The sequence below is a fragment of the Kosakonia sp. genome (assembly GCF_032104925.1).
Lineage (GTDB): Bacteria > Pseudomonadota > Gammaproteobacteria > Enterobacterales > Enterobacteriaceae > Kosakonia.
Map to the genome: position 1 here is coordinate 453,008 of NZ_DAMCGF010000004.1, position 19,359 is coordinate 472,366.

A 19,359-nucleotide genomic window follows, 5' to 3' on the forward strand; every position below is an offset into this window, starting at 1 on the left:
ATTTATTTTCACGAGGAGAGTGACGCTGGCAGGAGAGTTATGACCCAACACGCGCGAAATTTTTCATTAAAAGTGCTCACCATCAATACCCATAAAGGCTTCACCGCGTTTAACCGCCGCTTTATTTTGCCCGAGCTGCGCGACGCGGTGCGTACCGTTAGCGCCGACATCGTCTGCCTGCAAGAGGTGATGGGCGCGCATGAAGTTCACCCGTTGCATGTGGAAAACTGGCCGGACACCACCCATTACGAATTCCTTGCCGATACCATGTGGAGCGATTACGCCTACGGGCGCAATGCGGTTTACCCGGAAGGACATCATGGCAATGCGGTGCTCTCCCGCTTTCCGATTGAGCATTATGAAAATCGCGACGTCTCCGTTGACGGCAGCGAAAAGCGCGGCCTGCTCTACTGCCGCATTATGCCGCCGGATCTGGGTCATGCGTTGCATGTGATTTGTGTCCACCTCGGGCTGCGGGAAGCGCACCGCCAGGCACAACTGACCATGCTGGCGGAGTGGGTCAATGGGCTGCCGGAAAACGAACCGGTGGTGGTCGCTGGCGACTTTAACGACTGGCGGCAAAAAGCCAATCACCCATTAAAAACGCAGGCCGGGCTGGAGGAGATCTTCACCCGCGCGCATGGCCGCCCTGCCCGCACGTTTCCGGTGAGCCTGCCGCTGCTGCGCCTCGATCGTATTTATGTGAAAAACGCGAACGCCAGCGCACCGACCGCGTTGCCGCTGCGTAACTGGCGTCATTTGTCCGATCATGCCCCACTGAGCGCGGAGATCCATCTATGAAATGTAGCTGGCGGGAAGGTAATCGCATTCAGTTGCTGGAAAACGGGGATAACTATTATCCCGCGCTGTTTGACGCCATCGATCATGCAAAACAGCGCGTTATTCTGGAAACCTTTATCTGGTTTGAAGACGATGTTGGACGTAAGTTGCAGCAGGTGCTGCTGCGTGCCGCCCAGCGCGGGATCAGCATCGAAGTGCTGCTGGACGGCTATGGTTCGCCGGATCTGAGCGAACCGTTTGTCAGTGCGCTGACCTCGGCGGGGGTAATTTTCCGTTACTACGATCCCGGCCCACGGCTGTTCGGCATGCGCACCAATCTCTTTCGCCGCATGCACCGCAAAATCGTGGTAATCGATAACACGGTGGCGTTTGTTGGCGGCATTAACTACTCGGCAGAGCACGTCACCAGCTACGGCCCGGAAGCGAAGCAGGATTACGCCGTGCGGGTTGAAGGCCCGGTGGTGCTGGATATTTTGCAATTTGAACTGGAGAACCTGCCGGATAACGCACCGGTCAAACGCTGGTGGCGCAAACGCCGCCATCGCCCGGAGGAGAACCGCAAACCCGGCGAAGCGCAGGCGCTGTTTGTCTGGCGCGACAACGATGATCACCGCGACGACATTGAACGCCACTACCTGAAAATGCTGGCGAATGCGCGCCGCGAAGTGATCATCGCCAACGCCTACTTCTTCCCCGGCTACCGGTTGTTGCACGCCATGCGCAGCGCCGCCCGGCGTGGTGTCAGCGTAAAACTGATTGTGCAGGGTGAACCAGATATGCCGATTGTGAAAGTCGGTGCGGAGCTGCTTTATAACTATCTGCTGAAAGGTGGTGTCCAGGTGTATGAATATCGCCGCCGCCCGCTGCATGGCAAAGTGGCGCTGATGGACGATCACTGGGCCACTATCGGCTCCAGCAATCTTGATCCGCTGAGCCTGTCGCTCAACCTTGAAGCCAATCTGATTATTCATGACCGCGTGTTTAACCAGACGCTACGCGACAATTTGCAGGGGCTGATTAATAACGACTGCGTGCGGGTAAATGAGTCCATGGCGCCGAAACGAACGTGGTGGAACCTCGGAAAAAGCGTGGTGGTGTTCCACTTTTTACGCCACTTCCCGGCGATGGTCGGCTGGCTACCGGCGCATACGCCAAGGCTGGCCGAGGTGGAGCCGCCCGTTCAGCCCGAAATCGAAACCCAGGATCGGACTGAAGCGCAGCACTCAGGGGTGAAACCATGACATCACGCTCACATCCGCGCTGGCGGCTGGCGAAAAGAGTCCTCACGGTCCTGTTCTTTATTGCTGTTGTGGTACTGCTGGTGCTGTATGCACAAAAAGTGAACTGGGATGATGTCTGGAAAGTCATTCGCGACTATAACCGCACCGCGCTGCTGAGCGCCGTCGCACTGGTGGTAATCAGCTACCTGCTATACGGCTGCTATGATTTGCTCGGCCGTGCTTACTGCGGGCACAAGCTGGCAAAACGCCAGGTGATGCTGGTGTCGTTTATCTGTTATGCCTTTAACCTGACGCTCAGCACGTGGGTCGGCGGCATCGGTATGCGCTACCGGCTTTACTCACGTCTTGGCCTGCCGGGGAGCACGATTACCCGCATTTTCTCACTGAGTATTACCACCAACTGGCTGGGCTACATTTTGCTCGGCGGGGTGATTTTTACCTTCGGCGTGGTGCAGATCCCGGCGCACTGGTATATCGACGACACGACGTTGCGCATTGTCGGCGTGGTGTTACTGCTGGTGATCGCGGTTTACCTGTGGGGCTGCGCATTCGCCAAACGCCGCCATCTGACGATTAAAGGCCACAAGCTGGTGCTGCCATCGTGGAAATTTGCCGTTGCGCAGTTGGCTATTTCCAGCGCCAACTGGATTGCCATGGGGGCGATTATCTGGCTGCTGATGGGCATGCAGGCCGATTTCTTCTTCGTGCTTGGCGTGTTGCTGGTCAGCAGTATCGCGGGTGTGATTGTGCATATTCCGGCGGGGATCGGCGTGCTCGAAGCGGTGTTCATCGCCCTGCTCGCCAGCGAGCACGTTTCACAAGGCATGATTATCGCCGCCCTGCTCGCCTACCGCGTACTTTACTACTTCCTGCCGCTGCTGCTGGCGCTGGTTTGCTACCTGTTGCTGGAGAGCCGGGCGAAAAAGCTGCGGGCGAAAAACGAAAAAGCGATGGCGCAGCAGTAAGTTTTTAGCGCGAGCTGGTGCCAGGTAAGAGGTACGACAGCAGTTCCAGCGTTCTGAAAAACGCGGTGATGACCCCAAGCCAGATAGCCAGTGCGCCACGGATCGCACTGCTCTGCACGGTGGTAAATTCGCGGGCGTAGAGCTCGCGCGCGCTTACGGCGATGGACTTGCTTTTATATGCGCTCACGGCGCTAAAGAACAGCACCGCCATTATGCTACCGAACCACAGTAACAGACCGCTGTGACGCAGGCTGTTTACGGCTATCGCCAGCAACAGACCCGCCAGCGCCATCAGCCAGTAGTAACCGCTGCCGCGCAGGGATGAACCGGCAAAATGGGCAATTGCTGCGCCAAGCAGATACATGCCACCGGTAATCGCCAGATGGACGATAATCCCGGCGAGCGGAAACAGGCTGGCGAGCAGCAAGCCCGAGAGGATACTCATCAGCGCCAGACCGGCTAACGCCAGCCAGGTATTGAAGCGGTCAAAAAGAACGTTGAGCACCAGGGCGGCGACAAACCAGAGGATCAACAGCAGCACAATAATCGCGCTGTGTTCGGTAAACGCGCGGATCGCCATGACATCCAGCACCAGCCAGGCCGTGGCGATACTCAGCGCCATTCCTGCCGCCAGCCATAAGCAAATATTGACCATCAGCTCTGCAGGCGCGACCTGTGCAGGCTGGATCCAGCCAAAGGGTTTCACCGGGTTCCTCCCTGAATAGCGGCTGTCCGCAGGGCAAAAAAATCCCGGCAAATGCCGGGATCGTGAAGCGGGATATTAACGGCGGTTGCCGAAAATACGCAACAGCATCAGGAACAGGTTGATGAAGTCGAGGTACAGCGTCAGCGCGCCGAGAATGGAGGATTTACGCAGCTGCGACGCGTCGCGAACATCGATTTGCTGACCGATATTTTTCAGCTTCTGCGTGTCGTAGGCGGTCAGACCAACGAAAATCACCACCCCGATATAAGTTACTGCCCACATCAGCGCTTCACTTTTCAGCCAGAAGTTGACCAGTGAGGCCAGCAGAATACCAATCAGCCCCATAAACAGCATGCTGCCGAGGCCGCTGAGATCGCGTTTGGTGGTGTAACCATACAAGCTCATCGCGCCAAACATCCCGGCGGTGACGACAAAGGTGGCGGCAATAGATTGCGCGGTGTAGACCAGCAAAATACTGGAAATTGTTAGCCCGGTTAGCGCCGAATAAAGCATAAACAGCGTGGTTGCCAGCCCGGCGCTCAGCTTATGAATCAGCCCGGAGAGCACAAACACCACCGCCAGTTGCGCAATCACCAGGCCAAAGAAGGTTATCTGGCTGGAAAACACGAACGACATGATGGCTTCGCTGCGCGCGGCGTACCAGGCGACAAACGCCGTCAGCAGCAGGCCGCAGGTCATCCAGCCATATACCTGCGCCATATACGTTTGTAAGCCGGTACGGCTGTGCTGAACAATTGAATCAGAACGAGGGAAACGGTCCATAATCACTCCAGATTGATGGGTTAGCCTTTTAAGGTTAACACATCCCTGCTCAACGGATTACCAACGTTTCGCCGCCTGCTGGTCGCTGTCGCGGGCTTCCACCCAGCGATCGCCTTCCGGCGTCGCCTCTCGTTTCCAGAACGGCGCGCGGGTTTTCAGGTAATCCATAATGAATTGCCCGGCGTCAAACGCGCTGCTGCGGTGCGCGCTGGCCACACCAACAAAGACAATTTCGTCGCCCGGCCACAATTCGCCCACACGGTGATATACGGTGACACGCCCGAGCGGCCAACGGCTGCGCGCTTCATCAACGATCTCCGCCAGCGATTTTTCCGTCATACCCGGATAGTGCTCCAGCGTTAACGCACTGACGCTGTCACCTAAATTGTGATTGCGCACTTTACCGGTAAACGTCACTACCGCGCCGTCTTCATCGCACGCCGCCAGCCAGGCGTATTCATCGCCGACGCTGAACGTCGCATGATCGACGCAAATTCGCGTTTCGCTCATTTCAGCCCCCGGTGACCGGCGGGAAGAAAGCGACTTCATCGCCGCTTTGCAACGGATGGTCAAAACTGACCAGCGTCTGATTCACCGCCGCCAGCAATTTGCCCTCTTCCAGCGCCAGCGCCCAGCGCTCGCCCTGTGCGGCCAGATGCTGGCGCAGCGCTTCCACAGAGCTAAAAGACGTTTCAATGGTGGTGCTGTCGCAGCCGACCAGTTCGCGCACCTGCGCAAAAAAAAGGACTTTAATCATTGCTATCCGCCCTGAAATCACCCGATTTGCCGCCGCTTTTCGCCAGCAGGCGCACCGGGCCAATCACCATATCTTTTTGTACCGCTTTGCACATATCGTAAATAGTTAACGCGGCCACCGAAGCAGCGGTCAGCGCTTCCATCTCCACACCGGTTTTGCCGCTCAGGCGGCATACGGCTTCGATACGTACGCGATTATGTTCCGGCTCGGCCTGCAACTGCACTTCGACTTTGCTCAACAATAGCGGGTGGCACAGGGGGATCAGCTCCCAGGTGCGTTTCGCCGCCTGGATCCCGGCGATACGCGCAGTGGCAAAGACATCGCCTTTATGGTGGCTACCGTCAACGATCATCGCCAGCGTTTGCGGCAGCATGGTGACAAACGCTTCAGCGCGCGCTTCACGGACTGTTTCCGCTTTGGCGGAGACATCCACCATATGCGCTTCGCCGTCGGCGTTAATATGGGTCAGTTGTGACATAACTTATTTCTTAAGATGGGGATAGAAATTACACGGGCGCGTACGCGCATCCAGCTGCGGCGCAATAATATTTTCCCATGCGGTACGGCAGGCTTTGGTCGAACCGGGCATGGCAAAAATCAACGTCTTATTCGCTATACCGGCGACAGCGCGGGATTGCAGCGTCGCGGTGCCAATCTCTTCAAACGAGAGCATGCGGAACACTTCGCCAAACCCTTCGACTTCGCGGTCGAACAGCGGCAATAACGCTTCCGGCACCTGGTCGCCTTCCGTCAAACCGGTGCCGCCGGTGATCAACACGACTTGCACATCATCGCTTGCGATCCACGCGGAAACCTGGGCGCGAATGGCGTAACGGTTCTCTTTGACGATGGCTTTATCGACCAGTTGATGACCGGCTTCATGCGCGGCGTCGCGCAGCCAGTGACCGGATGTATCGTCTTCTTCACCGCGACGGCTGGAGACCGTCAAAATAGCTAGCCTGACCGGGATAAACTCAGCGCTGACCTGGCTCATGTCATTCTCCTTGCGGTTTAACCGCCGATGTATGAAAGGTTTTGCGTAATGCCTGTATTGCCCTGATGCAGGAAGTGCGTCTGCTTTTTGTGCGTTAACGCCACCGCAATACGCTGTTCAAGCATCACCTGCTGCGCATCGTCTTGCAGCAGATCGCGCAGATTCACGCCGCCATCGCCAAACAGGCACAGATGCAGTTTACCGGTCGAGGAGACGCGCAGACGGTTGCAACTGGCGCAGAAATCTTTTTCATACGGCATGATAAGGCCAATTTCCCCTTCGTAATCCGGGTGGCAGAAAACCTGTGCCGGGCCGTCGCTGCGCTGGCGCAACTGGTGGATCCAGCCGCGTTTAAGTAGCTCATCGCGCAGCACCATGCCGGAGATATGGTGGTTGCGAAAAAGCTCGCTGCCCTCGCCGGTTTCCATCAGTTCAATAAAGCGTAGCTGGATGGGACGCGATTTGATCCACGCCAGAAAGGTGTCGAGCTGATGATGGTTCACATCGCGCATCAGCACGGTGTTGACTTTGACTTTGGCAAACCCGGCGCTGAAGGCGGCATCGATACCGTCCATCACCTGGCGGAATTTATCCTGTCCGGTAATGGCGTGAAATTGCCGCGCATCGAGACTGTCGACGCTGACGTTGATGGCGGTAAGCCCCGCCTCGCGCCACTGGGCCGCGTCACGTGCAAGGCGGTAGCCATTGGTAGTGACGGCGATTTGCCGGATAGCGCTGTTTTCACGCACCGCCGCAATGATGTCGGTAAAATCGCGGCGCAGGGAGGGCTCCCCGCCGGTCAGGCGCACTTTCTCCGTGCCCATCGCGCTAAACGCGCGCGTCACCCGGCGAATTTCTTCGACGCTCAGGAAGCCATTATTGTTGACGCCGCTCGGCTTGTAGCCGTCGGGCAGACAGTAGGTGCAACGGAAATTGCACACATCGGTGATCGACAAACGCAAGTAATAGAACTTACGCGCGAACGCATCGGTAAGTTGTGAGGCCATGTACACCTTTCCAAGTACGGGAGATGCAGTCATTTCTTTCTGCACCCTGGCAGCAGAACCGTTCGGTTTTGCTACGGCCAAAGCACCATGTCGTGAGAGTTAGGTTGCTTAGGCTTGAGTGTATGTTTTGTCAGTAACGCTAAAATTGCTTAAGCGATAGTAGCGCGAACGTCGGGCTTTCGCTATCACGATCATCGCTATATAAACAGATACATAGCGGCATGATCATGCACTTTCGCTACAGAGTACGCGAAAATCGCCTTTTTGCTTTGATATGTGTCATTTTCCTTCCTGCGCGGCATCGTCTTTTGGTGGTATTTAGGCTAACGTAGCGCGGTAAATTTTCATAAGGAACCATTATGCGTAATCGCACACTTGCAGACCTGGATCGTGTTGTCGCCCTCGGCGGCGGGCATGGCCTCGGGCGTGTGATGTCTTCGCTTGCCTCGTTGGGATCGCGACTTACCGGCATTGTCACCACCACCGATAATGGCGGCTCAACCGGGCGTATTCGCCGCTCTGAAGGCGGAATAGCCTGGGGCGATATGCGTAATTGTTTAAACCAGCTCATCACGGAACCGAGCGTGGCGTCGGCGATGTTTGAGTACCGTTTTAGCGGTAACGGCGAACTTTCCGGGCATAACCTCGGAAATTTAATGTTAAAGGCGCTCGATCACCTGAGTGTGCGGCCTCTGGAAGCGATCAATTTAATTCGCAATTTATTAAAGGTGGACGCGTTTTTGATCCCGATGTCTGAGCAACCCGTCGATTTAATGGCGACAGACAGTGAAGGGCATCAGGTTTATGGCGAGGTCAACATTGACCAGCTTCACGCGCCAATCCAGGAGTTAATGCTGTTTCCGAAGGTGCATGCCACTCGCGAAGCAGTACAGGCAATCGCAGAAGCGGATTTGATTATCATAGGCCCAGGCAGCTTTTACACCAGCCTGCTGCCACTGCTGCTGCTCGACGATCTGGCACAAGCGTTACGCCGTACACCCGCGCCGGTCGTTTACATTGGCAACCTTGGTAAAGAACTCAGCCCGGCAGCCGCCAGCCTGACGCTGGCAGACAAACTGGCGATTATGGAGCAGTACGTCGGTAAAAAAATTATCGATGCCGCCATTGTTGGCCCGAAAGTCGACACGCAAGCCGTTAGCGATCGGTTAATTATTCAGGAAGTGCTGGAAGCCAGCGATATTCCTTACCGCCATGACCGGCATCTGCTGCGCGTCGCGCTGGAAAAAGCGGTGCAACATTTGGGTTAAGAGGCGGACGGCGGGAATTTTTTCTCCCGCCAGTGCTTTGCTTAATTTCTTAAGGTTGTCTTAAAAATCGGCTGTCAGCATAGCGCTACTTTCATTGCAGGATCCGAGTATGCGTATGCTTCACCTTCGTCGGCCAACCTTAAGCCGCCTCCATTTTCTTCTGCTCTTCGCCGCTTATATTGCGCTGGGCCTGAATATTGCGTTTTATCACCAGGCATTCACTTTATTGCCGGTGAACTCATTGCATAGCTGGCTGGTTTTCCTCTCCATGCCACTGGTTGCTTTCAGTGTCATTAATATTGTGTTGTCTCTGGCGTCATTTGTGCGTCTTGATCGCCTGGTTATCTCACTCTTTGTGCTGGTGAGTTCGGCGGCGCAGTATTTCATTTCGACGTTTGGCATTATTATCGACCGTTCAATGATCACCAATATTCTCGACACCACGCCGGCGGAAAGTTTCGCCCTGCTGTCGACCAAACTGGTGCTGACGCTGCTGCTGACCGGCATTCTGGCCGTGGTTATCGCCTGGTGGATTAAAATAAAACCCGCCCGATCCGCGTTACGCAGCGTAATGTTGCGCGTTGCCAGCATTATTATTTCTGTGCTGGTTATCGTGGCGGTGGCGCTGCTGTTTTATAAAGATTACGCCTCGCTGTTTCGCAATAATAAAGAGCTGGTGAAAACACTCAGCCCGTCAAACTCCATTACGGCTTCACTGTCGTGGTATTCCCATAACCGCACCGCCAATTTGCCGCTGGTGAGAATTGGCGAAGATGCACGTCAACGCCCGGAAATGCAGCGCGGTCCGCACAAAAACCTCACTATTCTGGTGCTGGGTGAAACTTCGCGTGCGGCGAACTTTTCACTCGGCGGGTATGAGCGTGAAACCAACCCGTTGTTAAAACAGGATAATGTTATTTACTTTCAGAACACCGCTTCCTGTGGGACGGCGACCGCCGTCTCCGTACCGTGCATGTTCTCCGGTATGACACGCGCCCATTATGACGATCAACTGGCGGCGCATCAGGAAGGGTTGCTGGATATTATCCAACGTGCGGGAATTAACGTGCTGTGGAATGAGAACGACGGTGGCTGTAAAGGCGCATGCGATCGTGTTCCGCATCAGGATATGACGCAATTAAACTTGCCGGATTACTGTATTAAAGGCGAATGCCAGGATGAGATCTTATTCCACGATCTCGCCAGTTATATCGATAAATTGCAGGGTGACGGGGTGATTGTATTACACACCATCGGCAGCCACGGGCCAACGTATTACAACCGCTACCCGGCGCAGTTCCGTAAATTTACGCCGACCTGCGATACCAATGAAATTCAGACCTGCTCACAGCAGCAGTTGATCAATACCTACGACAACACCATTTTGTACGTCGATTATATTGTTGATAAAGCAATAAAATTGCTGCAATCGAAGCAGGATAAATTCACCACCAGCCTGGTTTATCTCTCCGATCACGGTGAGTCGCTTGGCGAAAATGGCGTTTACTTGCACGGCCTGCCGTACTCCATTGCGCCGGAAACACAAAAACATGTTCCGCTGCTGATTTGGCTATCGCAGGAGTATCAAACGCGTTATGGCGTGAACAGTCAGTGTCTGCAAAAAAATGCGCGGGAGAAGGCAGTTTCACAGGACAACCTCTTCCCGACGATGTTGGGTATACTGGGTGTCAGCACGAAAGAGTACCGTGCTGAAGACGATCTTTTAACCGCGTGCCGGGGGCAGTTGAAATGAAGATTCTGGTGGTTGAAGATGATGCTCTGCTGTTGCAGGGGTTGATTCTGGCGATGCAAAGCGAAGGGTACGCCTGCGATGGCGTCTCTACCGCGCATGAAGCTGCGCTGTGTCTGGCAAACGGCCATTACAGCCTGCTGGTGCTCGATTTGGGTCTGCCGGATGAAGACGGTTTGCATCTGCTCACCCGGCTGCGCCGCGAAAAATATACGTTGCCAGTATTGATCCTCACTGCCCGCGATACGCTTGAAGATCGCGTGGCAGGGCTGGATACCGGTGCAGACGACTACCTGGTCAAACCCTTTGCGCTGGACGAGCTGAACGCCCGCATTCGCGCGCTGTTGCGTCGCCATAATAATCAGGGCGATAACGAAATCAGCCACGGTAATCTGACGCTGAATGTGACCCGCCGCCAGGCATGGCTGGATAACCAGTTGCTGGAGCTGACGCCAAAAGAGTACGCCCTGCTGTCGCGCCTGATGCTGAAAGCCGAAAGCCCGGTACACCGGGAGATCCTCTATAACGATATTTACAACTGGGATAACGAACCGTCGACAAATACGCTGGAAGTACATATTCATAATTTACGCGACAAAATCGGTAAATCGCGTATCCGTACCGTGCGCGGATTTGGTTACATGCTGGTACAACCGCAGGAACGGAGCTGATTGATGGCGCTCTTCAATTTCAGGCGCTGGAGCATGCGCCGCCGTTTGTTACTCACCATCGGTGGCATTCTGGTGTTTTGCCAGTTGGTCAGCGTGTTCTGGCTGTGGCATGAAAGCGAAGAGCAAATCCAGCTGCTGGTGCAGGCAGCCATTCATAATCACAACAACCGCAAACATATCGAGCATGAAGTCCGCGAAGCAGTGGCCAGCCTGCTGGTGCCAAGCCTGTTGATCATCGGGCTGGCCCTGCTGCTCTGTATGCAGGCGGTGAAAGCCATTACCCGTCCGCTGCTTGAGCTGCAGGAAGAGCTGAATAAACGCACACCGAACAACCTGCAACCCATCACGCTCAACAACAGCGTCAGCGAAGTGGAAGCTGTCACTTCATCGATTAACGAGCTGGTCTCCCGCCTGACGCTAACCCTCGACAGGGAGCGGCTGTTTACCGCCGACGTTGCCCATGAGCTGCGCACGCCGCTGGCGGGGTTACGTCTGCATCTGGAATTGATGGCGAAAACCAGCGGCATCAACGTCGACCCGCTGGTGCAGCGCCTTGAGCAAATGACGGAAAACATTGCCCAGCTATTACTGCTGGCGCGCGTCGGGCAGTCTTTCTCCGCAGGGAGTTACCAGCAGGTGATGCTGTTGCAGGATGTGGTGCAACCCATGCGCAGTGAACTGGAACAGATGCTGACCGCGCGCGAACAGACGCTGGAAATTGCAGAGCCAGAAAGGGACATTGCGGTTGCCGGTGACGCCACGCTGCTGCGGCTGCTGGTGAGAAACCTGGTGGAAAACGCCCACCGCTATAGCCCGACAGGATCGGCCATTACCGTACGTATCGAAAACGCTGCCGCACCGGTACTGGCGGTGGAAGATGAAGGGCCGGGCATTGATGAAAGTCGCAGCGGAGAGCTCAGTAAAGCCTTCGTGCGTATGGACAGCCGCTATGGCGGCGCGGGCCTGGGATTAAGCATTGTGTCGCGTATCGCGCAACTGCATGACGCGCAGTTCTTTTTACACAACCGGCTGACGCAATCTGGCGTACGGGCGTGGGTAAAATTTCTCCCCGGCGCCCGCCAGGCATAAATCAGTAGGTCAGCACCCACAGACGGGCAAAAACAATCACTAACGCCAGCGTGAAAGCGACAGCGAAAAACTCACGAACCTTAAATTGTTGCATCAGATTGCCCTCCAGAATACCGGTGGGCAGTGTGTCAGGCGTAGGTTAAGCCAACATTAAGAGAGCCCGGACAGGCTCTCTTTTTTGTTATTTTGTGCTGTCATGTCATCGCACGGATTTCAGGATGCGGCAATAAACAGATCGCGTAACTGGTGCAACTGGTCGCGTACTTTCGCCGCTTCTTCGAACTCCAGATTTTGCGCATGCTGCATCATCTGACCTTCCAGTTCGTGGATTTTCTGCTGCAGCGCTTTCGGCGAGAGCGCCAGTTCAGCCGCTTCCACCTGCGCAGGCGTGCGCGTTTTACCACGCCCTTTCGCACGCGTCTTCGCCAGCCCTTCGCCAAGCGCCAGAATATCCACCACTTTCTTGTTCAGACCCTGTGGCGTAATACCGTGTTCTTCGTTATAGCGCTGCTGTTTCTCACGACGACGCTCGGTTTCGCCAATCGCTTTCGCCATCGACGGTGTGATCTTGTCGCCATACAGAATCGCTTTACCGTTGATGTTACGTGCGGCACGGCCAATCGTCTGGATAAGTGAGCGCTCAGAACGCAGGAAGCCCTCTTTGTCGGCGTCCAGAATCGCCACCAGCGAGACTTCCGGCATATCCAGCCCCTCACGCAGCAAGTTGATGCCGACCAGCACATCGAACTCGCCAAGGCGCAAATCGCGAATAATCTCCATACGTTCAACGGTGTCGATATCCGAGTGCAGATAACGCACCCGCTCGCCATGCTCTTCCAGGTATTCGGTGAGATCTTCCGCCATGCGTTTGGTCAGCGTCGTCACCAGGACACGTTCGTTAATCGCGGCGCGCTGGCGAATTTCAGAGAGCAAATCGTCCACCTGAGTCGCCACCGGACGCACTTCAATTACCGGATCGAGCAGCCCCGTCGGGCGCACCACCTGATCAATCACTTCGCTGCCCGATTTCTCCAGCTCGTAATTGCCCGGCGTCGCCGAAACATAAATTGACTGCGGTGCCAGCGCTTCAAACTCTTCAAATTTTAACGGTCGGTTATCCAGCGCCGACGGCAGGCGGAAACCGTACTCCACCAGCGTCTCTTTACGCGCGCGGTCGCCGCGATACATCCCGCCGATCTGCGGAATGGTCACGTGGGATTCATCGATTACCAGCAGCCCATCAGCTGGCAGGTAGTCGAACAGCGTCGGCGGCGGCTCGCCCGGCCCGCGCCCGGAAAGATAGCGCGAGTAGTTTTCAATCCCCGAGCAGTAGCCCAGCTCGTTCATCATCTCCAGATCGAACTGCGTACGCTGGCTGAGCCGCTGCTCTTCCAGCAGTTTATTGTTTTCCAGCAGCGTCTTACGACGTTCCGCCAGTTCAACTTTGATCTCCTCCATCGCCTGCACGATCCGCTCGCGCGGCGTCACATAGTGCGTTTTTGGGTAGATGGTGAAGCGCTGGATGCCCGACTCAATATGGCCGGTCAGCGGATCGAACAGCGACAGGCGCTCAACTTCTTCATCGAATAATTCGATACGCAGCGCGAGATCATCAGATTCCGCCGGGAACACATCGATAACTTCGCCGCGCACGCGGAAGGTGCCGCGCTGGAACGCCTGATCGTTGCGGGTATATTGCAGCTCCGCCAGACGACGCAGGATCGCGCGTTGATCGATGATCATGCCCTTAGTCAGATGCAGCATCATTTTCAGGTAGAGATCCGGATCGCCCAGACCGTAGATCGCGGAAACAGAGGCCACCACAATCACATCGCGACGCTCCAGCAGCGCCTTCGTCGCTGACAGACGCATCTGCTCGATATGCTCGTTCACCGAGGCATCTTTTTCGATAAAAGTGTCAGAACTTGGCACATACGCTTCCGGCTGGTAGTAGTCGTAGTAAGAGACGAAATACTCGACCGCATTCTCCGGGAAGAACTCTTTCATTTCACCATACAGCTGCGCGGCCAGCGTTTTGTTCGGTGCCAGCACCATTGTCGGGCGCCGGAGATCGGCAATCACATTGGCGACGGTGAATGTCTTCCCTGAACCCGTCACCCCGAGCAGCGTCTGGTGCGCCAGGCCGTCTTCCAGACCTTCCTTGAGGCGGCGGATAGCTTCAGGCTGATCGCCGGAAGGACGAAAAGCGGAATTCAGTTTGAACGGTTTACTCATGAACGGCTACCTGATGAAGGAATGAGCGGGCAGGTAACACATTTTACTCACCCTGTTCACTTTTGCCAATAAATAACACTGGATGAAAAAACAGTAGCGAAACAGGCAATCTGTACTACTCCCCGTTAGGGCACCGCTTCTCCCCGCAAATTTCAGCGCGGACAAGATAAAACACTAACCCTTTCAGGTTATCCCCAAAATTTTTCCTCTTTTAACATTTGTCAAGCGAGCCTTTGAAAGTTTTGTGGCAGCGGGTGACACTTTTCTTACAGGCATTGCTTTTATATAACCTTTTGATTATTAAAAATAATCTTAAAAAGACGTGTTTAACACCAATTCAGGCGCAACCCGCGTCCTCTCTCGCTTGCCGCATGTTTTCTAACTCTAATACACAAGGTTATCCACAGGAATAGTGGATAACTGCCGCCAGGCCGGATACCTCGCCTTCCCGCCAAATCCCATTTTGTCCCAGGCGGGCGCCGCTAAAAATTTTTTATCTTTTCTTTTTGATAATTATCGGCAAACGAAACGCAGGATCCGCATGAGATCGTTCTCACAGATCCAGCCATTGCTGCACCACAACTCAACACTGCAAGCACTGGCAAAGTGCAGAATTTTTACCTGGCTTCTTCCCTCCTCACGTTTTAAAAGCCACTTTTCTCAGCGGCATCCGAAAAAAAAGCCTTTTTTATGTTCTGGCAAGCCTTTTGCAGAATCATCAAAGTCATCAGAGCCGAAACAAGGAGCGGACAATGTTGAGCTTACGGGCAGTAAACCAGTATTACGGTAATCAGCATACATTGTGGAATGTCGACCTCGATTTATCCCCCGGGGTCTGCACATCAGTTATTGGGTTGCCAGGCATGGGCAAGACGACACTGGTGAATTGCATCACCGGCTATTTACCCATTGAAAGCGGCAGCATAATTTGGCAGGAAGCGGGCGCACCGCCGCGCGACTTGCTCTCTTTGCAAGCCGAACACCGCAGCGCCATCGGCATCAGCTATGTGCCGCAGGACAGGCGGATTTTTTCGCAACTCACCATTGAGGAAAATCTGCACGTCGCGATGCGCGCCGGCAGTGAACCGGGCAGCGCAGTGCGGCGGGATATTTACGATTTGTTCCCTGAACTGTATGAGCTGCGCCAGGTACGTGGCGCGGAGTTGTCAGAAGATAACCAACAACAACTGGCGATGGCGCGGGCGCTGGTTACGCACCCACGGCTGTTGATCCTGGATGAGCCAACGCGCGGTCTTGGGCAGGCTTTTATTCATAAACTGGGCAATTTGATCGTGCGGCTCAACCAGGAGTTTGGCATGACCATTTTGCTGGCTGAACAGCACTTGTCATTTATTCGCCGGGTCGCCGACCGTTTCTGCCTGCTGCACCGCGGGCGCAATGTCGCGCAGGGCGACGTTAAACTGCTTGATGATCCACTGCTCTCAAAGTGGATGACACCGGAGTCAGGACACTGAGGTCAAGATAATGACCCGTTTTTTCTTTTTCCGGTGCGTGGGCAAACCAGGGAATTTCGCCAATCAGCGGAGCCTGCATCACGCGCCGAAGCGTTGCCAGATACTCCGGGTGTCGCCTGCCCGGCTGCACCACATCGTTAGCAATCCAGCCCGCCAGCCGTAACCCCGCCTGACGCACCGCTTGTGCGGTTAACATGGCATGGTTGATACAGCCAAGTTTTACGCCAACGACCAGAATCACCGGCAACTGCTCCTGCACCACCCAGTCGGCGAAAGTGAGCGTCTCTGAAAGCGGCGTAAACCAGCCCCCCGCCCCTTCCACCAATAGCCACTCCGCCTGTGTTTCCAGCGCGCGTAGCCCGGCGGACATCACCTGCGCATCAATGGGTTCACCCACATCGGCACTCACAATATGCGGTGATGTGGGTTCTGCGAAGGTATACGGATTGACGGTCTTATACGCCATCGGCAGGCTGCTGTGGTGTTGCAGCGCCAGCGCATCGCTGTTGCGTAACCCGTCTGCGGTCATCTCACTCCCGGAAGCCACCGGTTTATAACCCGCGCTGCGTAAACCACGCAGATTTGCCGCCTGCAAAAGCGCGCAGCTGGCGACAGTTTTCCCGACTTCCGTATCCGTACCGGTCACAAAATAGCGTTCAATCACGGGCGATCACTCCCCAAAAAAGATGGTAAGTCAGCGGGCATTTGCCCTGCTGTTGCGGCCAGGCCAGCTGCAAGCGTTGCAGTTTGCCGCGTGTCAGCCCCTGCTGCCTGCCCGCGTGTAAATGTGTTGCGCCAATACCTTTTAGCGAACGCAGCGCCGCAGTGGCATCGTCAAAGTGCAAGGTTATCGTCTCGACGCCACTGCACAGCCGCCAGCCACGCAAAGCCTGTCCGATGGCTGGCAAGGTTAAAAAACGGTTGGCGTGCGGATGGTCGTCAATCGCGCGCCACGCCTGGTTCAGCTCCGGCAGTGATGCCGCGACCAGTGTCGTAAAAGCAACACAACCGCCGGGTTGAGTCACGCGATACAACTCCCCGACAGCCTGGCGCAAATCATCACACCACTGCACCGCCAGGTTGCTCCAGACCAGTGAAAATTGCGCATCCGCCAGCGGCATGGCTTCAATATCGCCCCTGACATAGCGCTGCGCGCTGTGCTGACGGCGCGCCTCATCGAGCATATTCGCCGAGAGATCCAACGCCGTTACCTCACCGCCCTGCCCGCGCCAGTAGCGGCTCATTACGCCGGGCCCACAACCGGCGTCCAGCACCTGAGCAGGCGTGACAGCGCCCAACTTAGATAACAGCAGATCGGCGCTCCGGCGCTGCAATTCATCGTGCTGAGTGTAACTGTGCGCCGCGCGGCCAAAAGCAGCGGCGACCGCCTGTTTATTCACCGTCATGCAAAGCCTCCAGCAAACGGTCGATATCATCGAACTGGTGCTCTGCCGTCAGCGTCAGGCGTAACCGCGCCGTGCCCGGCGGTACAGTGGGCGGGCGAATCGCTGTCACCCAACAGCCGCGCTGACGCAAGCGTTCAGCCAGCCGCAATGCGCGGCTATTTTCACCCACAATCAGTGGCTGGATTGCGCTGGTGGAATCCGTCATCGTGACGGATTCGTGTGCCACACTGTGACGAAAATGGGCAATCAGCGCCGCCAGTTTTTCACGCCGCGCTTTCCCCTCGTCGCTACGAATAACCTGCAATGCCGCGCCAAGCGCCACCGCCTGTGCGGGGGGCATCGAGGTGCTGTAAATCAGGTGGCGGGCAAATTGCAGCAGGTAATCCGCCACCGTGTCACTGCACAACACCGCCGCACCACTGACGCCAAAGCCTTTGCCGAAGGTCACCACCAGCACGTGCGGCTTGATGCCCTGCAGGTGACAACTGCCGCGCCCCTGCTCGCCCACCACGCCAATGCCGTGGGCATCATCCACCATCAACCAGGCCCGCGCTTCCCGCGTGGCATCAGCAACCGCCACCAGCGGTGCGCTGTCGCCATCCATGCTGAAGACGCCCTCGGTCACCACCAGTTGCTGCCCGGCAAGCGGTTTTGCCAGCAGCGTGGTCAGTTGCCCGATATCGTTATGGGCAAAACGCCGCAGCTGCGCCGGGCTGTGGCTGGCGGCTTCCAGCAGTGATGCGTGGCTTAATTTGTCAGCGACAATCCTGTCCTCTTTGCCCGTCAGCGCAGCAATGACCGCCTGATTAGCGGCAAAACCAGAGATAAACAGCAACGCGCGCGAGTAACCAAGCCAGTCGGCCAGCGCCTCCTCCAGTTCCCGGTGCGCGGTGGTGTAGCCGCTGACATGACCGGAGCCACCACTGCCCACGCCATAACGTTCCGCGCCCTGTTGCCAGGCGCGGATCACGGCAGGATGTTGGCTTAAACCGAGGTAATCATTACTGGAGAAGTTGCAAAAGCGCTGCTCGCCAAGTGTGAGCCAGCGCCCCGCGCCCTGCGAGACGGCACGCCTTGTGCGCAGCGCATCTGCCGCGCGACGCTCATCCAGAGCGGCATCAATACGCTGTTGCCAGCTCATATGGCTGCCGCGTTGTAATACTGGTCGGTATCGGCGTGTAACAACTGTTGCTCAAGCTGCTGCTGTTGCTCGTTGTCGCCGTTCAGCACCGCCGTCTGCTGCGGGTTCAGGCCGAGCTTACGGAACAGTTGCAGATCTTTATCCTCTTCCGGGTTCGGCGTGGTAAGCAGCTTGCAGCCGTAGAAAATGGAGTTCGCCCCGGCCATAAAGCACATCGCCTGAGTCTGCTCGTTCATCTGCTCGCGCCCGGCAGAAAGACGCACATGCGAAGTCGGCATCATGATCCGCGCAACCGCAATGGTGCGGATAAAATCAAAGGCGTCGACGTCCTCGTTATCCGCCAGCGGCGTCCCTTTTACTTTGACCAGCATATTGATCGGCACGCTTTCCGGCGGTGTTGGCAGGTTCGCCAGTTGCAATAACAGACCGGCGCGATCGTTGACCGTTTCACCAAGACCAACAATGCCGCCGGAGCAAACTTTGATGCCCGCGTCGCGCACTTTATCCAGCGTATCGAGGCGCTCCTGATAGGTGCGCGTGGTGATGATATTGCCGTAAAACTCCGGCGAGGTATCAAGGTTGTGGTTGTAGTAATCCAGACCCGCTGAAGCCAGGCGTTGCGCCTGATTTTCGTTGAGCGTGCCAAGCGTCATGCAGGCTTCCAGCCCCAGCGCTTTTACCCCTTCGACCATTTTTTCGAGGTAGGGCATATCGCGATCGTGCGGGTTTTTCCACGCCGCGCCCATGCAGAAACGCGTCGATCCCGCGCGTTTCGCCTGGCGGGCGGATTCCAGCACCTGTTCAACTTCCATTAACCGTTCGGACTCCAGCCCGGTTTTATACCGCGCGCTCTGCGGGCAGTATTTGCAATCTTCCGGGCAGGCACCGGTTTTAATCGACAGCAAGGTGCTGACCTGAACCTGGCGCGGATCGAAATGCTGGCGGTGGACCTGCTGCGCTTCAAACAGCAGTTCAAGGAGGGGTTTTTCAAATAGCGCGGTCACTTGCGACATTGTCCAGCGTGCGTGGTGAGCCATCGGGCATCTCCAAAGGGTGTTGTAAAATCGTTA

At 55.9% G+C, this 19,359-nt stretch carries 21 protein-coding genes and 1 riboswitch; of the genes, 9 read left to right on the forward strand and 12 right to left on the reverse strand.

Going from position 1 to position 19,359, the window contains the following annotated elements; translation table 11 throughout:
- Positions 1-39 precede the first annotated feature (39 nt).
- Genes RT644_RS11390 through RT644_RS11400 form a run of 3 tightly spaced genes read left to right on the forward strand, consistent with a single transcriptional unit; the run spans position 40 to position 3,007 of the window.
- On the forward strand, positions 40-801 hold the full coding sequence (locus RT644_RS11390; protein WP_020457107.1) for an endonuclease/exonuclease/phosphatase family protein: 762 nt from the start codon (positions 40-42) through the stop codon (positions 799-801).
- A complete protein-coding gene (gene clsB / locus RT644_RS11395) occupies positions 798-2,042 on the forward strand; it encodes a cardiolipin synthase ClsB (RefSeq protein ID WP_313626712.1) in 1,245 nt (414 codons plus the stop codon). The genes RT644_RS11390 and clsB overlap by 4 nt, the downstream gene beginning before the upstream one ends.
- A complete protein-coding gene (locus RT644_RS11400) occupies positions 2,039-3,007 on the forward strand; it encodes a lysylphosphatidylglycerol synthase domain-containing protein (protein WP_045514047.1) in 969 nt (322 codons plus the stop codon). The genes clsB and RT644_RS11400 overlap by 4 nt, the downstream gene beginning before the upstream one ends.
- 4 nt (positions 3,008-3,011) lie before the next feature.
- Here the strand turns inward: RT644_RS11400 and RT644_RS11405 are convergent, their stop codons facing one another.
- From RT644_RS11405 to moaA, 7 genes are all read right to left on the reverse strand, one after another.
- A complete protein-coding gene (locus RT644_RS11405) occupies positions 3,012-3,713 on the reverse strand; it encodes a Bax inhibitor-1 family protein (RefSeq protein ID WP_313626713.1) in 702 nt (233 codons plus the stop codon).
- A gap of 75 nt (positions 3,714-3,788) precedes the next feature.
- Positions 3,789-4,496: a Bax inhibitor-1 family protein gene (locus tag RT644_RS11410; protein ID WP_017455996.1), complete on the reverse strand. Its 708-nt coding sequence runs from the start codon at positions 4,494-4,496 to the stop codon at positions 3,789-3,791.
- Between the two features lie 57 nt (positions 4,497-4,553).
- Positions 4,554-5,006 (reverse strand): molybdopterin synthase catalytic subunit MoaE, encoded by a 453-nt coding sequence (gene moaE / locus RT644_RS11415; RefSeq protein WP_020457103.1) that lies wholly within the window; start codon positions 5,004-5,006, stop codon positions 4,554-4,556.
- A gap of 1 nt (position 5,007) precedes the next feature.
- Complete coding sequence (gene moaD / locus RT644_RS11420) at positions 5,008-5,253, reverse strand: molybdopterin synthase sulfur carrier subunit (protein WP_045514041.1); 246 nt, start codon at positions 5,251-5,253, stop codon at positions 5,008-5,010.
- Complete coding sequence (gene moaC / locus RT644_RS11425; protein ID WP_045514037.1) at positions 5,246-5,731, reverse strand: cyclic pyranopterin monophosphate synthase MoaC; 486 nt, start codon at positions 5,729-5,731, stop codon at positions 5,246-5,248. Before moaC ends, moaD begins: the two co-directional genes overlap by 8 nt.
- A 3-nt stretch (positions 5,732-5,734) precedes the next feature.
- Positions 5,735-6,247, reverse strand: coding sequence for a molybdenum cofactor biosynthesis protein B (gene moaB / locus RT644_RS11430; protein WP_020457101.1), 513 nt, complete (start codon positions 6,245-6,247; stop codon positions 5,735-5,737).
- A gap of 17 nt (positions 6,248-6,264) precedes the next feature.
- Positions 6,265-7,254: a GTP 3',8-cyclase MoaA gene (gene moaA, locus RT644_RS11435; RefSeq protein ID WP_313626714.1), complete on the reverse strand. Its 990-nt coding sequence runs from the start codon at positions 7,252-7,254 to the stop codon at positions 6,265-6,267.
- Positions 7,242-7,387: riboswitch (molybdenum cofactor riboswitch) on the reverse strand. Its footprint overlaps the gene before it by 13 nt.
- 226 nt (positions 7,388-7,613) lie before the next feature.
- On the opposite strand from moaA, the gene yvcK reads away from it, so the two are divergent.
- The 4 genes from yvcK to pmrB all read left to right on the forward strand — a co-directional run bounded on the left by yvcK (position 7,614) and on the right by pmrB (position 12,032).
- On the forward strand, positions 7,614-8,522 hold the full coding sequence (gene yvcK, locus RT644_RS11440) for a uridine diphosphate-N-acetylglucosamine-binding protein YvcK (RefSeq protein ID WP_020457099.1): 909 nt from the start codon (positions 7,614-7,616) through the stop codon (positions 8,520-8,522).
- A 109-nt stretch (positions 8,523-8,631) separates the two neighbouring features.
- Positions 8,632-10,275, forward strand: coding sequence for a phosphoethanolamine transferase EptA (gene eptA / locus RT644_RS11445; RefSeq protein WP_045514027.1), 1,644 nt, complete (start codon positions 8,632-8,634; stop codon positions 10,273-10,275).
- Positions 10,272-10,943 (forward strand): two-component system response regulator PmrA, encoded by a 672-nt coding sequence (gene pmrA, locus RT644_RS11450; protein WP_020457097.1) that lies wholly within the window; start codon positions 10,272-10,274, stop codon positions 10,941-10,943. The genes eptA and pmrA overlap by 4 nt, the downstream gene beginning before the upstream one ends.
- Positions 10,944-10,946: 3 nt before the next feature.
- Positions 10,947-12,032 carry a two-component system sensor histidine kinase PmrB gene (gene pmrB / locus RT644_RS11455; RefSeq protein ID WP_020457096.1) on the forward strand — a complete coding sequence of 362 codons (1,086 nt, stop codon included), beginning with the start codon at positions 10,947-10,949 and terminating at the stop codon, positions 12,030-12,032.
- A gap of 213 nt (positions 12,033-12,245) precedes the next feature.
- On the opposite strand, the gene uvrB is transcribed toward pmrB, so the two are convergent.
- Positions 12,246-14,267, reverse strand: coding sequence for an excinuclease ABC subunit UvrB (gene uvrB / locus RT644_RS11460; protein WP_313626717.1), 2,022 nt, complete (start codon positions 14,265-14,267; stop codon positions 12,246-12,248).
- A 412-nt stretch (positions 14,268-14,679) separates the two neighbouring features.
- On the opposite strand from uvrB, the gene RT644_RS11465 reads away from it, so the two are divergent.
- Positions 14,680-15,057 carry a hypothetical protein gene (locus RT644_RS11465; RefSeq protein WP_160270908.1) on the forward strand — a complete coding sequence of 126 codons (378 nt, stop codon included), beginning with the start codon at positions 14,680-14,682 and terminating at the stop codon, positions 15,055-15,057.
- Positions 15,020-15,742: an ABC transporter ATP-binding protein gene (locus RT644_RS11470; protein WP_313626718.1), complete on the forward strand. Its 723-nt coding sequence runs from the start codon at positions 15,020-15,022 to the stop codon at positions 15,740-15,742. Before RT644_RS11465 ends, RT644_RS11470 begins: the two co-directional genes overlap by 38 nt.
- Here RT644_RS11470 and bioD read toward each other — a convergent pair.
- The 4 genes from bioD to bioB are packed head-to-tail and all read right to left on the reverse strand — an operon-like array spanning position 15,684 to position 19,326.
- Positions 15,684-16,406, reverse strand: coding sequence for a dethiobiotin synthase (gene bioD, locus RT644_RS11475; protein WP_020457092.1), 723 nt, complete (start codon positions 16,404-16,406; stop codon positions 15,684-15,686). The genes RT644_RS11470 and bioD overlap by 59 nt on opposite strands.
- The gene (gene bioC / locus RT644_RS11480) at positions 16,399-17,148 is read right to left on the reverse strand and encodes a malonyl-ACP O-methyltransferase BioC (RefSeq protein WP_313626720.1); all 750 of its coding nucleotides are present in this window, start codon (positions 17,146-17,148) and stop codon (positions 16,399-16,401) included. Before bioC ends, bioD begins: the two co-directional genes overlap by 8 nt.
- On the reverse strand, positions 17,135-18,289 hold the full coding sequence (bioF, locus tag RT644_RS11485) for an 8-amino-7-oxononanoate synthase (RefSeq protein WP_313626721.1): 1,155 nt from the start codon (positions 18,287-18,289) through the stop codon (positions 17,135-17,137). The genes bioC and bioF overlap by 14 nt, the downstream gene beginning before the upstream one ends.
- Positions 18,286-19,326: a biotin synthase BioB gene (bioB, locus tag RT644_RS11490; RefSeq protein WP_313626722.1), complete on the reverse strand. Its 1,041-nt coding sequence runs from the start codon at positions 19,324-19,326 to the stop codon at positions 18,286-18,288. Before bioB ends, bioF begins: the two co-directional genes overlap by 4 nt.
- Between the last annotated feature and the right edge of the window lie 33 nt (positions 19,327-19,359).

Bases quoted from the DNA above. Each gene is read 5' to 3' on its own strand.
- RT644_RS11390 (WP_020457107.1), top strand. From the start codon at position 40: ATGACCCAACACGCGCGAAATTTTTCATTAAAAGTGCTCACCATCAAT.
- clsB (WP_313626712.1), top strand. From the start codon at position 798: ATGAAATGTAGCTGGCGGGAAGGTAATCGCATTCAGTTGCTGGAAAAC.
- RT644_RS11400 (WP_045514047.1), top strand. From the start codon at position 2,039: ATGACATCACGCTCACATCCGCGCTGGCGGCTGGCGAAAAGAGTCCTC.
- RT644_RS11410 (WP_017455996.1), bottom strand. From the start codon at position 4,496: ATGGACCGTTTCCCTCGTTCTGATTCAATTGTTCAGCACAGCCGTACC.
- moaE (WP_020457103.1), bottom strand. From the start codon at position 5,006: ATGAGCGAAACGCGAATTTGCGTCGATCATGCGACGTTCAGCGTCGGC.
- moaD (WP_045514041.1), bottom strand. From the start codon at position 5,253: ATGATTAAAGTCCTTTTTTTTGCGCAGGTGCGCGAACTGGTCGGCTGC.
- moaC (WP_045514037.1), bottom strand. From the start codon at position 5,731: ATGTCACAACTGACCCATATTAACGCCGACGGCGAAGCGCATATGGTG.
- moaB (WP_020457101.1), bottom strand. From the start codon at position 6,247: ATGAGCCAGGTCAGCGCTGAGTTTATCCCGGTCAGGCTAGCTATTTTG.
- moaA (WP_313626714.1), bottom strand. From the start codon at position 7,254: ATGGCCTCACAACTTACCGATGCGTTCGCGCGTAAGTTCTATTACTTG.
- yvcK (WP_020457099.1), top strand. From the start codon at position 7,614: ATGCGTAATCGCACACTTGCAGACCTGGATCGTGTTGTCGCCCTCGGC.
- eptA (WP_045514027.1), top strand. From the start codon at position 8,632: ATGCGTATGCTTCACCTTCGTCGGCCAACCTTAAGCCGCCTCCATTTT.
- pmrA (WP_020457097.1), top strand. From the start codon at position 10,272: ATGAAGATTCTGGTGGTTGAAGATGATGCTCTGCTGTTGCAGGGGTTG.
- pmrB (WP_020457096.1), top strand. From the start codon at position 10,947: ATGGCGCTCTTCAATTTCAGGCGCTGGAGCATGCGCCGCCGTTTGTTA.
- uvrB (WP_313626717.1), bottom strand. From the start codon at position 14,267: ATGAGTAAACCGTTCAAACTGAATTCCGCTTTTCGTCCTTCCGGCGAT.
- RT644_RS11470 (WP_313626718.1), top strand. From the start codon at position 15,020: ATGTTGAGCTTACGGGCAGTAAACCAGTATTACGGTAATCAGCATACA.
- bioC (WP_313626720.1), bottom strand. From the start codon at position 17,148: ATGACGGTGAATAAACAGGCGGTCGCCGCTGCTTTTGGCCGCGCGGCG.
- bioF (WP_313626721.1), bottom strand. From the start codon at position 18,289: ATGAGCTGGCAACAGCGTATTGATGCCGCTCTGGATGAGCGTCGCGCG.
- bioB (WP_313626722.1), bottom strand. From the start codon at position 19,326: ATGGCTCACCACGCACGCTGGACAATGTCGCAAGTGACCGCGCTATTT.